16 protein-coding genes and 1 pseudogene are annotated in these 16,747 nt (G+C 63.8%); 8 read left to right on the forward strand and 9 right to left on the reverse strand.

Features of this window, described 5'->3' with window-relative positions:
* Nucleotides 1-154: 154 nt before the first annotated feature.
* Nucleotides 155-433: a helix-turn-helix transcriptional regulator gene (locus tag GGR40_RS12450; protein WP_429276563.1), complete on the forward strand. Its 279-nt coding sequence runs from the start codon at nt 155-157 to the stop codon at nt 431-433.
* Entirely contained in the window at nt 430-822 is a 393-nt protein-coding gene (locus GGR40_RS12455) for a HipA N-terminal domain-containing protein (RefSeq protein ID WP_429276564.1), read from the forward strand. The genes GGR40_RS12450 and GGR40_RS12455 overlap by 4 nt, the downstream gene beginning before the upstream one ends.
* A 64-nt stretch (nt 823-886) precedes the next feature.
* Here GGR40_RS12455 and GGR40_RS12460 read toward each other — a convergent pair.
* From GGR40_RS12460 to GGR40_RS12475, 4 genes and pseudogenes are all read right to left on the reverse strand, one after another.
* Nucleotides 887-1,126: pseudogene (locus tag GGR40_RS12460) on the reverse strand (3-keto-5-aminohexanoate cleavage protein); the annotation flags it as partial.
* 216 nt (nt 1,127-1,342) lie between these two features.
* Nucleotides 1,343-1,975 (reverse strand): TetR/AcrR family transcriptional regulator, encoded by a 633-nt coding sequence (locus GGR40_RS12465; protein ID WP_429276565.1) that lies wholly within the window; start codon nt 1,973-1,975, stop codon nt 1,343-1,345.
* A gap of 51 nt (nt 1,976-2,026) precedes the next feature.
* A complete protein-coding gene (locus GGR40_RS12470; RefSeq protein ID WP_429276566.1) occupies nt 2,027-3,373 on the reverse strand; it encodes a carbohydrate porin in 1,347 nt (448 codons plus the stop codon).
* A 105-nt stretch (nt 3,374-3,478) separates the two neighbouring features.
* Nucleotides 3,479-5,908: a glucose/quinate/shikimate family membrane-bound PQQ-dependent dehydrogenase gene (locus GGR40_RS12475; RefSeq protein WP_429276567.1), complete on the reverse strand. Its 2,430-nt coding sequence runs from the start codon at nt 5,906-5,908 to the stop codon at nt 3,479-3,481.
* A 155-nt stretch (nt 5,909-6,063) separates the two neighbouring features.
* On the opposite strand from GGR40_RS12475, the gene GGR40_RS12480 reads away from it, so the two are divergent.
* Nucleotides 6,064-7,398: an NAD(P)/FAD-dependent oxidoreductase gene (locus GGR40_RS12480; RefSeq protein WP_429276568.1), complete on the forward strand. Its 1,335-nt coding sequence runs from the start codon at nt 6,064-6,066 to the stop codon at nt 7,396-7,398.
* 151 nt (nt 7,399-7,549) lie between these two features.
* Nucleotides 7,550-8,461 carry a histone deacetylase family protein gene (locus GGR40_RS12485; RefSeq protein ID WP_429276804.1) on the forward strand — a complete coding sequence of 304 codons (912 nt, stop codon included), beginning with the start codon at nt 7,550-7,552 and terminating at the stop codon, nt 8,459-8,461.
* Between the two features lie 10 nt (nt 8,462-8,471).
* On the opposite strand, the gene GGR40_RS12490 is transcribed toward GGR40_RS12485, so the two are convergent.
* The 4 genes from GGR40_RS12490 to GGR40_RS12505 all read right to left on the reverse strand — a co-directional run bounded on the left by GGR40_RS12490 (nt 8,472) and on the right by GGR40_RS12505 (nt 11,976).
* Complete coding sequence (locus GGR40_RS12490; RefSeq protein WP_429276805.1) at nt 8,472-8,723, reverse strand: hypothetical protein; 252 nt, start codon at nt 8,721-8,723, stop codon at nt 8,472-8,474.
* A gap of 124 nt (nt 8,724-8,847) precedes the next feature.
* Entirely contained in the window at nt 8,848-9,897 is a 1,050-nt protein-coding gene (locus tag GGR40_RS12495; protein ID WP_429276569.1) for an endonuclease/exonuclease/phosphatase family protein, read from the reverse strand.
* A gap of 40 nt (nt 9,898-9,937) precedes the next feature.
* A complete protein-coding gene (locus tag GGR40_RS12500; protein WP_429276570.1) occupies nt 9,938-11,311 on the reverse strand; it encodes a sensor histidine kinase in 1,374 nt (457 codons plus the stop codon).
* A complete protein-coding gene (locus tag GGR40_RS12505; RefSeq protein WP_429276571.1) occupies nt 11,308-11,976 on the reverse strand; it encodes a response regulator transcription factor in 669 nt (222 codons plus the stop codon). Before GGR40_RS12505 ends, GGR40_RS12500 begins: the two co-directional genes overlap by 4 nt.
* Before the next feature lie 302 nt (nt 11,977-12,278).
* Here GGR40_RS12505 and GGR40_RS12510 point away from each other — a divergent pair, with 302 nt between their 5' ends.
* The 4 genes from GGR40_RS12510 to GGR40_RS12525 are packed head-to-tail and all read left to right on the forward strand — an operon-like array spanning nt 12,279 to nt 15,833.
* Nucleotides 12,279-12,962, forward strand: a complete 684-nt coding sequence (locus tag GGR40_RS12510; protein ID WP_429276572.1) for a nucleoside/nucleotide kinase family protein — start codon at nt 12,279-12,281, stop codon at nt 12,960-12,962.
* Nucleotides 12,959-13,654, forward strand: a complete 696-nt coding sequence (locus GGR40_RS12515) for a nucleoside/nucleotide kinase family protein (protein WP_429276573.1) — start codon at nt 12,959-12,961, stop codon at nt 13,652-13,654. Before GGR40_RS12510 ends, GGR40_RS12515 begins: the two co-directional genes overlap by 4 nt.
* The gene (locus GGR40_RS12520) at nt 13,654-15,006 is read left to right on the forward strand and encodes a lipopolysaccharide biosynthesis protein (RefSeq protein ID WP_429276806.1); all 1,353 of its coding nucleotides are present in this window, start codon (nt 13,654-13,656) and stop codon (nt 15,004-15,006) included. Before GGR40_RS12515 ends, GGR40_RS12520 begins: the two co-directional genes overlap by 1 nt.
* Nucleotides 15,003-15,833, forward strand: a complete 831-nt coding sequence (locus GGR40_RS12525) for a hypothetical protein (protein WP_429276574.1) — start codon at nt 15,003-15,005, stop codon at nt 15,831-15,833. The genes GGR40_RS12520 and GGR40_RS12525 overlap by 4 nt, the downstream gene beginning before the upstream one ends.
* A 282-nt stretch (nt 15,834-16,115) precedes the next feature.
* Here the strand turns inward: GGR40_RS12525 and GGR40_RS12530 are convergent, their stop codons facing one another.
* The gene (locus GGR40_RS12530; protein ID WP_429276575.1) at nt 16,116-16,457 is read right to left on the reverse strand and encodes a hypothetical protein; all 342 of its coding nucleotides are present in this window, start codon (nt 16,455-16,457) and stop codon (nt 16,116-16,118) included.
* Between the last annotated feature and the right edge of the window lie 290 nt (nt 16,458-16,747).

A 16,747-nucleotide genomic window follows, 5' to 3' on the forward strand; every position in this document is an offset into this window, starting at 1 on the left:
GCTCTCGCCCGCGCCTAGAAAGCCTTGCTCCTTAACATACTTCGCCGCTTCGGCCCGCATCCAAGCAAGCTTTTTGCTGAGCTAATCGCCCCGACCGGGGAAAAATCGTACTGAGTGCTTTCTGGCGAGAAACATACCGTTCGGGAAAAATTATGTGATAGGGCGATGGTATGATCGCTTAATTTCCCGTTCGGGAAAACGGAGTCAGCCCTTAAAAAGTGTTGCCGAAATCGGCCAACTGATCCGCACGGAACGCAAAGCGCAGGGTCTGCGCCAAGACGATCTTGCAGCTGCCAGCGGAGTGGGCCTGCGCTTCATAGTCGACCTTGAGCGCGGAAAAGAAACGGTTCAGTTGGGGAAGGTGCTCGCTGTGCTGGCCGCCTTAGGCTGCTCGATTGAGCTTGCGCAGCCGGGCGAAGGGCAGGGCATATGAGTTTGCCGGTGCAAGGTCGCTTGATCGTCTGGTGGAACAGCCGTGCGTCGAGTCAGCTGACAATTGATCGAGGCGGGACGATGCACTTCGCCTATGCGCCAGAATGGCTGACGGATATTGCCGCGCCACCGTTTTCAGAGGCTTCGCCAAAACGCGAGGAGCCTTTCCCGGATGCCGTGTGCGACGCGGTGTTCGGTGGTCTGCTGCCGGAGGAAGGCCAGCGCACTGCCGTCGCCGCGGCCCTTTGCGTCTCACGCGACAACCCTTTCCGGCTGCTGCAGGCGCTCGGCGGCAATGTGGCAGGTGCCTTGGCATTCCTGCCGGAGGGGGAGGTGCCCACCGCGCCGGATCTCGCAAACCCTGGGCGGGCGCTTCCCGGTGATCGTTGACGTGGCGCCCCCAGGCCAACGCTTCGTAGCCGACGCAGATGCCACGACTGGCGGCCCGCTCTCCGAGTTCGCGAAAATCGTCGATGATGCGCGAACGATCGCCCAGCGAAGCGGGTGAGCAATTGGAGCATACCAGGATGCGATCGGTGCCCAGCGTTTCCATCACGTCGAACTTGCGTTCCGCGCGATCCAGCGCGCGCTGGTTCATTTTGCCGGGCATACCTTCAAAATCGCGGAACGGCTGGTAAAGCGAGCAGGCAAGTCCCGCATCGTCCATCAGCCTGCGGATCTCATGCGGGCGCATTGCAGACCCGATCAGGTCATTTTCGAGAATCTCGACACTGTTAAATCGGCCTGTGCCGCAGCGGTGAGTTTTTCTTCAAGAGCGCCGCGTAGCGACACGGTGGCAATGACGTTGTGCATCGAATGCTCCGCTCAAGAGTGTCCTGTGCTTATCCGGGCATGAGAGCATAACTTTAAGTGGCCTTGAAACCGTCTACCATAGCATCGGGTTATACAATCACACTGCCGGCACCGTGACGGAGCTGCAATAGGACAGCACGATCGCAACCACCTGCTCGCGCCTGCGCGCGGCAGCCGCATCACTGGTAGTGTCGGCCTGAAAAATCGTGGCGAACGTGTAGCGATTGGACACGTAATAGAAGGCAAGCGCGCTGATGGTCATGTGGAGGTCCAGAGCCTCGATGCCCGGCCTGAAGGTGCCTTCCAGGACACCTCGGTCGATCAGCGCCTGGATGGACGGCAGCACCGTGGCGTTGTGCGCTTCCACCACGCTCGCGACATGCGGGGCCTGGCGCATGTTTTCGTCCATCACCAGCCGGACCAGCTCAGGGTGGCGGAAATGGTAGTCGAAGGTGAGGGCGGTCAGCCGCTCCAGCGCGGCCAGGGCCGGCATCGCGTCCAGCCCGGCTCCCAGCTCGGCAGAGCGGATCCCGCGATAGGCTTCGGTCAGAACAGCGCGATAGAGGCCCTCCTTACTGCCGAAGTGATAGTAGATCATCCGCTTCGACGTTGCGGTGGCGGCGGCGATCTCATCCACGCGCGCGCCCGCAAAGCCCCTTTCGGCAAAGTGGGCGGTGGCGATGGCAACGATGTCGCGCCGGTTGCGTTCGGTAAAACCCTGGTCCTGCATGCCGCCTCCTATGACCTGCCCGATGCCGCCAGGGCAATGCCGTTTCGGTCGTTAGATCTGCATCTTGACCTGCACGCCCAACGCCAGCGCATTCGGTGTCCGGCGATAGGCGAACGCGCCGGGATCGACGATGTACTGGACGTCGGGGCGGATGTTCAGCCACCGGGTGACCTGCGCGCCATAGCTCAGTTCGATGGCGGTCTCTCCTACCGGAAGCGCCGTGTAGCCAACCGCAGGCGTCATCGGGGAAGTACCGGCGTGCGCAACCCGAAGCCGCTCGTTCACTTGCGCATGGATGACGCCCAAGGCAACGGTATCGGCGTCCCGGCCTTTGAAAGTGCCGACCTTGAGCAGGCCGCCCGCGTACCAGCGCGTGATCTGCGCAGACTGTTCGGGATTGGCGGTGAAGTGCCCGAAGACCGAAAGCCCGCGCGATCGGTCTCCTCCGGCGTCACGCAGGATCATCTGGTCGCCAAGGATGTAGCCCCCGAAGCGACCGTGCACCCGACCGGGCCGACCCTGCCGAGCCGCGTTCGCCGTATCGTAGTAAAACCCCACTTTGTAATGGCCCGGAAGGACATGGCTTCCCGGTTTGGAGCCGGGATCGTATTCCAGTTCGAGCGGCACCAGCACTCCGGTCGTTCTGCCTGCGAACGGTTTAAAGGCGTTGTCTTCCAGCCCCAGATCCGGGTTCACCTGATAGATGCCGGTCCGCAGGACAAGATCGGGCCGCAGCTTGTAGCGTACCGCCGCGCTCCAACGCGCGTTTGGATAGTTGTACCATCCGGTATTGCCGGATTCCGAAAGCGGATGCGCGCAGAACGCTGCATTCACCAGATTGCAGCCGATCGACAGCCCGCCAAGGTCGTTACCCATCGCGAAGTATCCAACGCGCAGGTTCAGCCTCCCGGCGTCGAAATTCTGCTCCCACGACAGTTCGCTCAGCCGCGTGTAATAGCCACCCGCCGCTTCCTGGATCGGCAGCCGGTTGCCCACGAAATCGGATGAGATACCCACGCCGCGGCGATCGTTGAAAGTGACATGGATCGCTGCGCCCGAAATCCCGGCGATCCTGTCCATGTCGAGATCCACGCCCCCGCGAAGTTGCTGGACGTAAGCGGTCCCCCGGCGTTGACCGCCATCCACCGCAGCGAAGGTTTCCGACACATAGTCCGCCCGCGCCGCCAATCCGGCATCCTTCAGGCTGTTGCGCAGTCCGCCCCAGTCGCCAGTCAACGTCTCGCGCGGGTGCGGGGCCTGCGGCGGCCTTGCAGTCGACGCGCCTTGCGGGGATGCCGGATGATCCTGGGCTGCGGTGTCCGCTTCGTTGGCCAGTGCCGGTGTGGCGAATGTCAGCGTGCAGCCCAGTGCTGCGGCGGTAAGCGGGTGGCGGCGCATGGCCTCTCCTGTTCCCGCGCGCCGGTGTTCGTGGCGGCGGGTGATTGCATGAGCGGATCGAAAAAGTGGAGGGCGGGCCATCGACCGTGCCCTCCACGGGTCAGGTCACGGCAGCTTGTAGGCGATGACGTAGTCTCCACGTTGGGGCGACTGACGGGCGCCCCCGGCGGTGATGACCACATACTGCTTGCCTGTGCGCGGCGATTTGTAGCTCATCGGGCCACCCTGGCTGCCGACGGGCAGACGGCCCTTCCACAGTTCCCTGCCAGTGCCGGAATCGAAAGCTCGCAAAAAGAAGTCCTGGGTTCCGGCGATGAAGACAAGGCCGCCCTGGGTCGCCAGCGTGCCGCCCAGCGTCGGCATGCCGATCGGGATCGGCAGCCCCATGCGGATGCCCATCGGGCCGGTGTCCTCGACCGTACCGACCGGCACCTGCCACTTCACCTTGCGGGTCGTCATGTCGATCGCGGTCAGGGTGCCGAACGGCGGGGCCTGACACGGAATGCCCAGCGCCGAGAGGAAGCGGTCCTTGGTCACGGAATAGGGCGTACCCTTCAGCGGAACCGCACCCATGCCGGTGTTGACGGCCTCGCCGCCTGAACTGGCAATCGCGGTCTTTTCATGAGACTGGGGGAACATTGTGACCCACAGGCCAAGGCGCATGTCGTTGGCGAAGATGGTATTGGTTGTCGGATCGACCGACAGGCCGCCCCAGTTCATGCCACCCAGCGAGCCGGGGAAGCTGAGCGACCTGTCGGTGCCCGGCGCTGTATAGAGCCCTTCGTAGCGCATGCCCTTGAAGGCGATGCGGCACATCAGCTGGTCGAACGGCGTCGCGCCCCACATGTCGGCTTCGGTCAGCGTCTGCGCGCCGATCTGCGGCATGCCGACCGATCTGGGCTGCGTCCGCGCATAAGGCTCGTTCGGGATGTCGGCCGCCCTGACCGGCGTCTCCACCACCTTGGTCAGCGGCTTGCCGGTACGCCGATCCAGCACGTAGAGCTGCCCCGCCTTGGTGCCGATCACCAGCGCGGGCACCTCGCCACGGCCCCTCACCGGGAAATCGACGAAGCTGGGCTGCATCGGCAGGTCGAAGTCCCACAAGTCGTTATGAACCGTCTGGAAGTGCCACTTCTCCTTGCCGGTCGTCGCATCGAGCGCAAGGATCGAGGCGCCATACTTGTGGTCTAGCGCGGTGCGTGGAACGCCGAACAGATCCACCGAAGAACTCCCGACCGGCATGAAAACCGTGTTCGATGCCGGATCGTAGGACATGGCCGACCACACGTTGGGCGTCGAACGCGTGTAGGTCTGGCCCTTGGACGGTTCACCGGTGATCGCGGGATTGCCGGGATCGAAGGCCCAGCGCAGCTTGCCGGTCACCACGTCGAAGCCGCGCATCACGCCGCCGGGCATGTCGACCTGCACGTTGTCGGCCACTCGCCCGCCGATGACGACGGTGGTGCCCGCCAGGGTCGGCGCGGCGGTCAGCTGGTACTGCGGATCGGGCGCGTCGCCCAGCCCGGCTTTCAGATCGACCACGCCGTTATTGCCGAATCCTGGGCACAGCTTGCCGGTGTCCGCATCAAGAGCCATCAGGCGCGCATCGATGGTGTTCATCAGGATGCGCCGCTGGCAGGGTGCGCCGGGCGTCACGGTCACTGCTGTCACGGGCGTGGAGCCGGGCACGTCGGGCTGGCGGAGCGGCGTGGTGGCATCGAAGTAGGCCAGACCGCGGCAGCGCATCCATACCGAAGCATGGGCGTTGACGTTGGCCTTCCACTTTTCCCGGCCGGTGTCCGCGTCCAGCGCGATGACGTTGTTGTGAGGGGTGCAGATGAAGACGGTGTCGCCTACCTGCAACGGCGTGTCCTGATCCTCTGCGCCGTTGCCGTCGCTTTCGGCGACGTCGCCGGTGCGGTATGTCCAGGCGACCTTCAGGTTACTGACGTTGTCGCGCGTGATCTGGTCCAGCGCCACGAAACGGCTGCCGCCGTCGGTGTTGCCGTAAGCCTGCCAGTTCTTCTGTTCATGCGCTGGATCGACCGGCAGCAACTGCGTCTCTGCGCCCGCAAAGGGGACACTGGGATGCGGCACGAACATCGCCGCGAAACCGGCGGCGGAGGCAAGACCGACCACCAGCGCCGTTCCAAGAGCCGGACGCCAGGCAGGTGCCAGCCCCTGTGCGCGGCGCATCAAAGGGAGCGACAGCGCCACCACGGTCATGCCCACGCCAAGCGCCAGCAGACGCGAGATCAGCGGCCAGAATGCAAAGCCGACTTCCCATATCGACCATGCCACGGTCGCGAGGAACGTGGCGCCGAAAATCAGGCCGCCGATCTGCCGCTGCCGCGCGATGAGAAAGCCCGAAGCCACCAGCGCAAGGCCAGCAAGCAGGAAGTAGAAGCTGCCCCCCAGGGTCGCGAGTCGCGCGCCGCCGACCACGAAGAACAGGCCGGCAGCCAGGATGACGATACCGAGCACCGCCAGCCATATCCGGCGGAGCAGGGTGCTCCCTTGTTGTGAGCCGGACACGCCGAATCTCCTTGTTTCTTCCGCTTTGGATCGCGAGGGTCCAATGCCGATCTGGTGCATGGGGCGGGTGGTCTGCGGCACCGGGACTCGGGTCGTGACAAGATCACCCAACGTGTGTACCAGTTAGTACATAACTGCCTTCTCGGCAATATGCGATGAATCGAGGACCGGACGTGCAATCCCAGAAGACCCAGATCGTGATCGTCGGTGGCGGTGCTGCCGGGCTTGAACTCGCCACCCGACTGGGCGCACGTTATGGGCGCAGGCAGCATGACATCATCCTTGTGGACGAGAACCGCACGCACATCTGGAAGCCGCTGCTGCATGAAGTCGCGGCAGGGTCGCTTGACGCCAATCTCGACGAGGTCGGCTATCGCGGGCACTGTCACAAGTGGGGCTATCGTTACTTCCGGGGCGCGCTGGCGGGCATAGAGCGGCAGGAGCAGCGCATACATCTGGCGCCGATCATGGACGACCGCGGAACGCAGGTGGTCGGGCCGCAGCAGCTGCGCTACGATTACCTCGTTCTTGCTTATGGCTCCGTAACCAACGATTTCGGCACGCCCGGCGTGAAGGAGAACTGCATCTTCCTCGATCGACGGGCGGACGCCGACCGGTTCCGGGATCGCCTGCTGGACCAGTGCCTTCGTGTGTCACGGGCAATGTCAGCCGATGCCGCAAGCGATGCGCGCGTCGAAGTGGCGATCGTCGGCGGCGGCGCCACCGGGGTCGAACTGGCGGCTGAACTGTTCAACGCGGCGGATGCGCTGGGCCACTACGGGCTCGAAGTGTTCGACCGTACCCGGCTCAAGGTCACATTGGTCGAGGCAGGCCCGCGCATCCTGCCCGCCTTGCCAGAGCGACTGGCCGAAGCGGCCCAGGATGAACTTCGCAAGCTGGGCGTGGAAGTGCGCACGTCCACGCCGGTCGTCGAAAGTACCGCAGCGGGAATGATGACCGGCGCAGGAGACCTGATTGCGGCGGACCTGCAGGTATGGGCCGCAGGGGTCAAGGCGCGCCCGATCGCGAACGGACTGGACGGCATCGAGGTGTCGCGGATCGGGCAGGTCGTGGTCGCCCCAACCCTGCAAAGCGTCACCGATCCGCGCATCCTTGCGCTGGGAGACTGCGCGCATTGCATGCTCCCCGGCCGTGATCGCCCGGTCCCGCCGCGAGCGCAGGCAGCGCACCAGATGGCTGCCACGGCGTTCCAGAACCTGAACCGCATCATGGCCGGAAAGCAGCCCCGGCCGTTCGTTTACAAGGACCGCGGTTCGCTGGTCTCGCTGAGCCGCTTCTCCACCGTCGGTACGCTCATGGGCAATCTGGTGGGCGGACGCATGGCCGTGGAAGGTCGCCTGGCGCGCATGATCTACCTGTCGCTCTACCGCCTGCACCTGATCGCCATTCACGGCTGGATCAAGGGGCTGGCTCTGGTCGCGGTAGGCCATGTCAATCGCGTCGTAAGGCCGCGGTTGAAGCTTCACTGATCGATTTGCGCGTGTGGAAGAGTGATTCCCGAACGTTTCGAATAGGGCGAATTCTCGCCTGAGCTTGGAAGGGGTGGGGGCAAGTCCTTATCCCTTCTGCACTGCGCAATGCTGCTCGACGTGCATGCCCTGTCGTCCTACCTGAATGGTCATGCTGCATGTCGTCCATCATCCCGGGTACGTGGTCGAAACCGAGCGCTCGGGAACGTTCCCGCATGACAAGTATGCGCTGGTCATGCGTGCGCTGCACGAAAGCACTGTGCCGTTGGCGGTGCATGAACCCGAAGTCATGCCGCGAGAATGGCTCGAAGCTGTCCATGATCCGGCCTATGTCGATGAAGTCATCACCTGCACGGTACCGGCGGCGAAGCAGCGTCGGATCGGCTTTACGATCGATGAGCGCATTTCCCTGCGGTCGCAGCTTTCCCCCGGCGGAACATGGCTTGCGGCGAAGATCGCGCTCCAGCATGGGTACGCGGCAAATTCGGCAGGCGGCAGCCACCATGCCCTGGCTGATTGCGGCGCGGGCTATTGCGTGTTCAACGATCTGGCGCTTGCCGCCAACAGGCTTCTGGAGGAGGGGGACGCCTCGCGCATCCTGATCCTCGATCTCGATGTGCACCAGGGTGACGGGACCGCAGCGCTGACCGCAGGGCGAAGCGAGATATTCACGTTTTCGATCCATGCAGAGAAGAACTTCCCCACTCGCAAGGCGCGCTCTTCACTGGATATCGGACTGCCCGATGCGACGGGCGATGCCGGCTATCTGGAAGCCCTGAAAGGATCGTTGCCCATGGTGCTCGATCACTTCGTGCCGGACCTGATCCTGCTGCAGGCAGGCGTCGATGCCCATGGCGACGACAAGCTTGGCCGCCTGTCCCTGACCGACGAGGGTCTTGCCGGCCGCGATCGCTTCGTGGCGACAGAAGCCGCGCGGCGGGGCATTCCACTGGCGAGTACGCTGGGCGGAGGGTATGGCGCGGACCGCGAAGCCGTGGCCGCGCGGCACGCGTGCACAATCCTCGCCCTCTACGCTGCGATGAATGCCGCAGATGCGGCGTGATGGCGCAGCCTTACTGACCCTGGTTCCTTTCGGCATTGAGCCGTTCGACGAGTTTTGCGATGTCGTCAGGGTTGAGGATCCACGTGCGCGTTCTGCGGCCCTCGCGAAACACGGGCCGCGTAAGCAGAATGCGCGCCTGCTCCTTGGCGAAAGGTTTGAAGAGCGAAAAATGCATTACGCATTCCAGCATCGATCCGATCACGGGCGTCTTGCCATCCAGATCGATCAATGTCGCGGGCTGATCCCAGGGAATGTTCATCATGGCCTGCGCATATCGCGGGTCATGCACGATGCAAAGGCCGGGGCGGCGGATGGTGCCCCGCAAATCGACGGGCGCCTGCGCGAAGAAGCGGGACCGACGCTCAGTCTGGGGGCAAGTGGCTGCGCTACGATCCGCCATTGCGCCACGTCAGCCGATAGGTCACCAGAAACCCGTCATGATCTGACAGCACCGGGCTGCCGGGTCGGCCATCGAACAACGCTTCCACACGGATGGGCCTGATTTCCACGCCTTCGCCGCTCTCGAAGAACTGCAGATCCTGCGTGTCCACCCATGGCTCGTCGTCGTCCCAGGACATCCGGACATCGCAGCCGGATTGCGGTTCGATGCACGCACGGTGGACCAGCGTCATCTGTTGATAGCGAGTGAAATTTTCCCACCGGCCCTGCGACTGACGCATGTTGAAGTCGCCGCCAAAGACGATCGGATTGCTCTTGTCGTGGCTGGCCGAAATGAAGGCAGAGGCTTCGATTGCCTGCCGCGCATGGGCTTCCAGATTGCGCGCGGCCGGCGAGCGTGACGCAAGGCGCGAGTTCATGTGCGTATCGTAGATGTCCACAGGAACCGGAACGCCGGGGACGGCGATGCGCGCCAGCAGGACGCCCTTGTTGGCCAGGCAGTCTATGCCCGCGCACGAACGGCGGCCATATGCCTGCTTGCGCGTCTCCATAACCGGGAAGGCTGACGCGATCACCAGCCCGCTGCCGGTCAGGCGCAGCCCCACTTCACCGCGACGGGGATTGGCGTGCCCCGGCAGACGCTCGGGAAACATGCGGACATGCGGGGTCAGGCGCGAAGGTCCGGGCACCATGGCGGGATAGCCGGTCGCGCGCACGGCTCGCTTGGCGGCGCCGCTGAACACCTCCTGAAACAATACCACGTCAGGCGCCTTGCCTGCTGTACGCAGGGCGGCCAAATGGGCGCCGATCCGGGCAAGATCGTCCTTGCGATCAGACTTCGCCGGCCAGCCGAGGCCCTCGATATTGTATGTGAGCACGGACAAGGTGGTGCTGTAGGTGACGCCGTCCGCTGCGCGTTCGATCCGCGCAGGCGGCACTTCGGCAGGAGCCATATGGCGTAGCGGCGGCGCGGTACCGCAGCCGGCAAGCAGGCTCAGGGAAAGACAAAGTGTCGCCAGCACCGGCCGTCTGGTCATGATATGGTAGAACTCCGAAAAAAGACTTCACGTCGCGGCATCATGCCGAGGGCAGGGTGAGGATCACCAGCAGCCCCTGACCGTCCGGGCGGTCGTCAAGCCTAATGGTGCCGGACAGGAGGGCGATGGCCTTGGTCGCGATCGACAGGCCGAGACCGCTTCCTGAAGTGCTCGAACCGCCATGTTCGAAGCGGTGCAGCAGGCGCTCACGCTCCTCTGCAGGAACGCCGGGGCCGCGATCGCCTATGGTAATGACCAGCCGGTCGGATGCACGCACGATGGCGATGTCGAGATGGGCACCGGCCAGACCGTGCCGCATGGCATTTGCGATCACGGCCGACAGCGCAATCTGCAACAACGCGGCATCGCACCGCCACCGGACGATATGCTCGGGGATGACGCTAACCTCCATCGCATCGGCGCGCAGGTTCACCAGACTGTCGGCCACCACTTCAGCGACCAGCGCATGAACGTCTATCGACCGCGCGCTTACGGCGGTGGAATTGAGCCGGGCAAGGACCAGCATCCCGTCGATCAGGTCATTCGCGCGATCCACCGTCGCGACCAGCCGGTCGGCATCTTCGCCCAAGGCACAGGGCGACAGACGCCGCAGCAGCTGCGCCTGTGCGCGGATCGCCGCCAGCGGGGTGCGCAATTCGTGCGCCACATCGTCCGTAAACGCCTGCTCCAGTTCGTAGGCGCCTTCCAGCCGGGCGAACAGCTTGTTGAGCGCTACGATCAGTGGTTCCACGTCCCGCGGCCATTCCTGCGGGTCCAGCGCTTCCAGATCGGAAAGCGAGCGCGCATTCAGCGTGGAGGCCAGGCGCTCCACTTGCGACAGGCTCTTGCTCAGCGTCCACCACAGCACGACCATGGCGGCCGCCAGCAGCGCAAGCAACGGCACGGCGAGTTCGCCCAGAACGCGACCGAATGAAAATTCGCGCAGGGCGCTGCGTTCGGCCACCACGATCAGCAGGCGCGGATCATGCCCCTTCATGCCATAGCTGCGCCAGTGATCGCCCAGCGCGTGAAAATCGTGCAGGCCGGCGCGGCGAGGTACGAGACGCACCGGCGCACCCCATCCGGACTGGGCAATCGGTTTGCCATTCCAGAAGACGGTGAACATGCACGTGTCGTAGGACGCCTGGAATGCCTTCGCTTCCTGGCTGGAAAGCAGCGGGTCACCGTCTGCCCCCACGATGCGGTCGTGCCGTTCGAGCACGCCAGCTGCCAGATCGTCCTGCATCATCATGTAGAGCAGGCGCGACGCATTGACCAACTGGGCGTCAGAGGCACGAGCGATCTCTCGCGTGGCGACCGTATAAAGCACCGCGCCCATGGCCAGTCCCGTCAGCGCCAGCAGCAGCAGGACGCGCCGGTAGAGCGCGGTGGATAGCGAGGGCCTGCGCTTCATCCGTGCGAGGCCCCGACCATGTAACCCAGCCCGCGCGCGGTGCGGATGAATTCGCGTCCAAATTTGCGCCGCAGGGCGGAAATGGCGACTTCGACCGTGTTGGATTCGGCCCAGTTGTCCTGATCGTACAGTTCGGCCTCGATGTCTGCCTTGGACACGAACCGACGGGCACGGCGCATCAGCAACGCCAGCACACGGTATTCCTTGGCGGTGAGGGGAACGTCCTGACCGTCCATCGTCGCAACGTGGCCCGTGAAATCGAGCGTGACGGCCCCCACCGCGATGCTGTCGTTCTGCCGCCCGTCGCGGCGGCGCATTTGCGATCGTATCCGTGCGGCTAGTTCTTCCAGATCGACGGGCTTTACCACGTAATCGTCCGCGCCTGCGTCCAGTCCGGCTACCCGCTGCTGCGTGCGATCGAACGCGGTGACCACGATCACCGGGGTGGCATCACCGCCTGCGCGCAAGTCGCGCAGCACGTCCAGACCCGACCCATGGGGCAGCCCTATGTCGAGGAGCATGACGTCGTATTCGCTGACTCTTGCGGCGGTTCGCACATCGTCGCCCCGCGTGAACAGATCGACGACGTACCCTTCGAGTTCCAGCGCGCGGCGAATCGCTGGACCAAGATCGACATCGTCTTCTGCAAGCAGCAGGCGGGGCAAGGCGTGGCTCCGGGAAAGTGTGCAGGGGGCCTGAAACGGCCCGGATTCGCGCGGAAATTAGGCCCCGAAAGCAAGCGCTGTCAAACGGCGGACACGCATTTTCGCGCATCAGCTTCGCATCAGGTTGATGGATTACGGAGCGGATTTCGAAGCGCGTGAGGGCGCAATACCGCCAACCTTCACTCGACGTATCAGAGCATGGCTGCAGATATATGACAATGCAGAATCGGCCGCAGGATATCGCGGCGTTCGCACCTCTGGATTCTCTCGCGCTGCAAGGCATGTCGCAAAGCAGGGCGGCTTTGGCGCCGTGCATCGCGCTGGTCGGCTGCGATGGTTCCGGCAAGTCGACGCTGGTGGGCGACCTGACCGCACTGCTCAATCGCGAGGCACCGACGCGATCGATGTACCTCGGCCTCGGCACGGGCGATATGGGGCGTCGTATCGGGCGTCTTCCGCTGATTGGCGGCATTGTCGAACGGTTCCTTACCGCCAAGGCCGGCAAGGCGCACTCTGCGCCCGACAAGCGGCTGCCGGGGATGGTGACGGCGCTGGCGATGTATGGCTTCTCGCTGGCGCGCAAGCGGCGGTTCGATCTGGTTGTCGCAATGCGCCAGAGCGGCATTCGCGTCATCACCGATCGCTATCCGCAGGCCGAACTGCCCGGTGGTTTCGATGGGCCGGGCCTTGCCTGGACGCGCCAGGGAACGCCCGCGGTGGAACGTCTCGCCGCCCGCGAACGCGCGCTCTATCAGGACATGGCGGCCTGCCGCCCCACGCTGGTGATTCGCCTCAACGTGGACGCCGACACTGCCCTGGCTCGAAAGTCAGACCATACGCGCGCACTGCTGGAAAAGAAGCTGGCGATCCTGCCCACGCTGCGGTTCGGCGGCGCGCCCATCGTCGATGTCGATGCGACGCGCCCTTATCTGGAAGTTCTGACCACCGTGCTCGCCCTGGCCCAGGTTGGGGGCATGGGCGCATGACGCAAAAGCCTCCCCTGATCGCCGTCGTGGGCTGCGATGGCTCCGGCAAGTCCACCCTGACGCAGGAGCTGGAGCGTTGGCTGAACGAAACCCGACCCACCGTCACCTGCCACCTCGGCAAGCAGTCGGGTAATGTCGGCCGTGTCATCGCGCGGCTGCCGCTGCTGGGCGGGCGCCTCGACAAGTCGATCCACGCCACGGCCCGCAAGGCGCAGGGCGAGAAGGGCCCCGGCCTGCTGGCTGCATTGGTGATCTACGCGTTTTCGCTGCGCCGCTTGCACCGCTTCCGCCGGATGCAGCGGCTGCGGGCAGGGGGCAGGACGATCATCGCCGACCGCTTTCCGCAAATGGACCTGCCCGGTCCGATGGACGGCCCCGGCCTCGCCGCTGCATCCGCCAGCGGCATAGTCGGCATGATGGCGGCGTCCGAACGGCGGATGTTCCGGATCATGACAGCGCAGGCCCCCGATCTCGTGCTGCGCCTCAACGTCTCGCTTGAGGTTGCCGCCGCCCGCAAGCCCGACCATCGCTTCACCTCGCTGGCGCGCAAGGTGGCGGACGTGCCGCGCCTGCGTTTCGGCGATGCTCCGATCGTGGAACTGGATGCGGAGGAACCGCTGGAGCAGGTGATCGCGCGGGCAAGGGCGGCGGTGTGGCAACTGCTGGTGTCCCGGCAGGCGCTGGCGGCGTGATGGCAAGCCTTCCGATGCAACGCTGGTTCTCCGACGGCGTGTTCCGCACGATCGTGCGCAATGCCTCTCTGCTCGCTTCGGGCAAACTGGGAGGCGCGTTGCTGGGCCTCATCGCGCTCGCCTGCGCGGGGCGGGGGCTGACGCCTGCGCTTTTCGGGACGCTGGTGCTGATCCACTCCTATGCCAACGGCGTGGGTGCTGTGGTGAAATTCCAGACCTGGCAATTCATCGTCCGTTATGGCGCGCCCGCGCTGGAACGCGGTGACATGAAGACCTTGCGCGATGTCACCGGGTTTGCCGTGGGGCTGGACCTTGCCAGCGGCTTCGTCGGCCTTGCCGGTGGCCTGCTGCTGCTTCCCCATGCAGCGCAATGGTTCGGCATCGGGCCAGAAAATCTGAAGCTGGCCATGCTTTACTGCACGCTTATCCCTACCATGGCGGCGGCTACGCCAACCGGCATACTGCGCGTGTTCGACCGGTTCGACCAGATTGCGCTGCAGCAGATGGTCACGCCGCTGGTCCGCTCAGCAGGGGCACTGCTGTCCTATTTCGGCGGCTTCGGCTTCACCGGATTCGTGCTGACGTGGTACACAGCGGATCTGGCCGGTGACCTGTGCCTCTGGGTGCTCTCAATCCGGGAGTTGCGCCGCCGGAAGGTGCGCGGTGCATTGCGGCCCGGCCTCCTTGGCCCTGCACGAAGACTGCCCCGCGCCTGGGGTTTCGTGTGGACGACCAATATCGCTCACTCCATCTGGGCAGCCTGGGGGCCCGTCAGCAACCTGATCGTCGGCGCGCTGCTCAGTCCCGCTGCAGCCGGCCTGTTCAAGATCGCGGCCACCTTCTTCGATTCTGCCAGCAAGCCCGCAGAACTCATGTCCCGCAGCTTCTATCCCGAGATCATGCGCCTCGATCCGGGCAGCCGGCATCCATGGCAACTGGCTCTGCGCAGCGCGGTGATTTCGGGTGCGATCGCCATGGTCGTATTGCTGATCGTGACAGTTGGCGGAAAGCCGGTGATCGATCTGGTCTTCGGCAAGAAGTACGTGGAAGCCTACGATCTGCTGCAACTGATGACCGCGTCGCTGGTAGTGGCGATGGCGGCTTTCCCGCTGGAGTCCCTTCTTTACATGGCTGGTAGAGAGCGATCGGCCCTGGCCGCGGAAGGCGCGGCTGCGTTGGGGTATGCCGTGGTTCTCGTCGTGCTGATCCACCTGTTCGGGATTTGGGGCGCAGGCCTTGCCTATGTCGTCGGGGTTTGCCTCAAGACGCTGCTCATGCTGCTGCCCACCATCCTTGCCTATCGCGCCCGCCATACCTTGACGCACGACATGGCAGCGGGAGCACCGGCGTGACCCGGCGCGTCCAATATGCGCCGGAAATCATCGACGCGCTGTTCGAAGCCGTCGAGATGGACGATGTGGTTGATCCGGTGGTCAGCCTGCCCGACAGGATTCCCGTCGCTTGCTCGCAAGAGGAAATGCGCCGATGCCTAGACCTGTGCATCCAGTTCTGGCGCGAAGGCGCGCTGCGCAGCGACTTGCGCTCCCTGACCGGCACGCTGTTGTCGACCGGAAACCTCGCGCCTGCCGCACGCCGCCGCTACAAGCTGATCCGGGCGCGATACAAGCACTTGCGCTTTGCGCTCGTGCTCTACGGCGTGCAACACCGTGTTCCCACGTTGTTCGGTGCCACTGTGGCAGTCATGGGTCATCTGCAGGACGCATACCGCAACAATCGTCGCTTTGCGGTGCTGGGCTATGCGCTGGCATTGCGGTTGCTACTGACGTGGCCTGTCTGGAGCGCCGTGCACCGCGAAGTGCGGCACGTCCGGCTCGACGACGCAGAGGGCTTTCTTTGCTACCGCAAGCAGGAGATCAGCCGTCTGCGGCGGTGGCTAGGCGATGCCAGACTGACAGCACATCGTTTTCACGCCATGCGCAAGATCGTCAGCCGGCAGGTTTCTTTCTACGATACGATGCGAACGCTGGAACCGGGCGACAAGCTGTTTCGAATGTCGCGCTTTCTCAGCGCCATTAACGGGTTAATGGGCAGTCTTCATGACGACCTTGTGGAAGGTGCAGTGGCGGGAACGCACGATTACCATCGCGACGAGTTCGTACTACCGGATGATATCCGCTGCCGCCTGGAACGCCTCGCGCAGGCATACCCCGCAGGTTGAACATGAAGCGGAAGCTACATCAATCATTCGTGCTGCATCTGTACGATCAAGCACGCATGTAGTTTTACATAATTTCTATTATCGCCCCAAACCATTTTGGTTATTGTCAGGATCCGTCGAAATGCCCGGTGCGAGAAACAGTGAAGTCGTGATCCCCACCCATGGCCGGACGATGCTGCTTCAAATTCTTTTCTTACAGGCCAACGGCCAGGCGTCAGGTGGCCGACGGCAGCGGGTTGAAGCGACCAATCCGCTGCCATCCTGTTGATTCGAGCGCGCAGATCAGCGCAAAGTGCGCTCCACCTCGTCAAGCGCCCGGTTATAACTGGCGCTCTCGCCCGCGCTCAGAAAGCCTTGCTCCTTGCCATACTTCGCCGCATCGGCCCGTACCCAGGCAAGCTTTTTGCTGAGTTGGGCTGTCTTTGCAGGGCCGATCCTTCCAGCCTTGCGGGCGGCGCTCAGCTTGCCCTCGATGGTGTGCAACCGGGCACTAAGGCGCGACTGCAAAGCATCGGTTTTATGGGCAGATGGATGCAGATGATTCGAAGCCGCGAGAACCGGGCTTGGGACAATCGACAATCCAAAAGCAACAGCAACAAGTCGGGCAGGAAGAAACGTAGGCATTGAGACACTCCAAAGGCGGCGCCGATTGTCCAGTTTGCATGTAAGCCAAGCAAGTTGGTGCGCGGCCGGTTGGATAGCTGGACGAGCCTGAACATTGCGTGGCGGCCCCTGATCACTCGACGTCGCAAAGACGCTCCGCGCCCGTAGCCCATCCCTTCCCGTGACACACTCCCCGCCACTGCGACTATGCCGCTTTGCGACAGTCGGACGATGAAACTGGCCCTTTAGGCGCATCCCATAGACTAGAAATTTCCAAGCTTGCACCACCGGAGATTCCTGCCGATTTCCTT

Source organism: Novosphingobium gossypii (genome assembly GCF_050433305.1).
Taxonomy (GTDB): domain Bacteria; phylum Pseudomonadota; class Alphaproteobacteria; order Sphingomonadales; family Sphingomonadaceae; genus Novosphingobium; species Novosphingobium gossypii.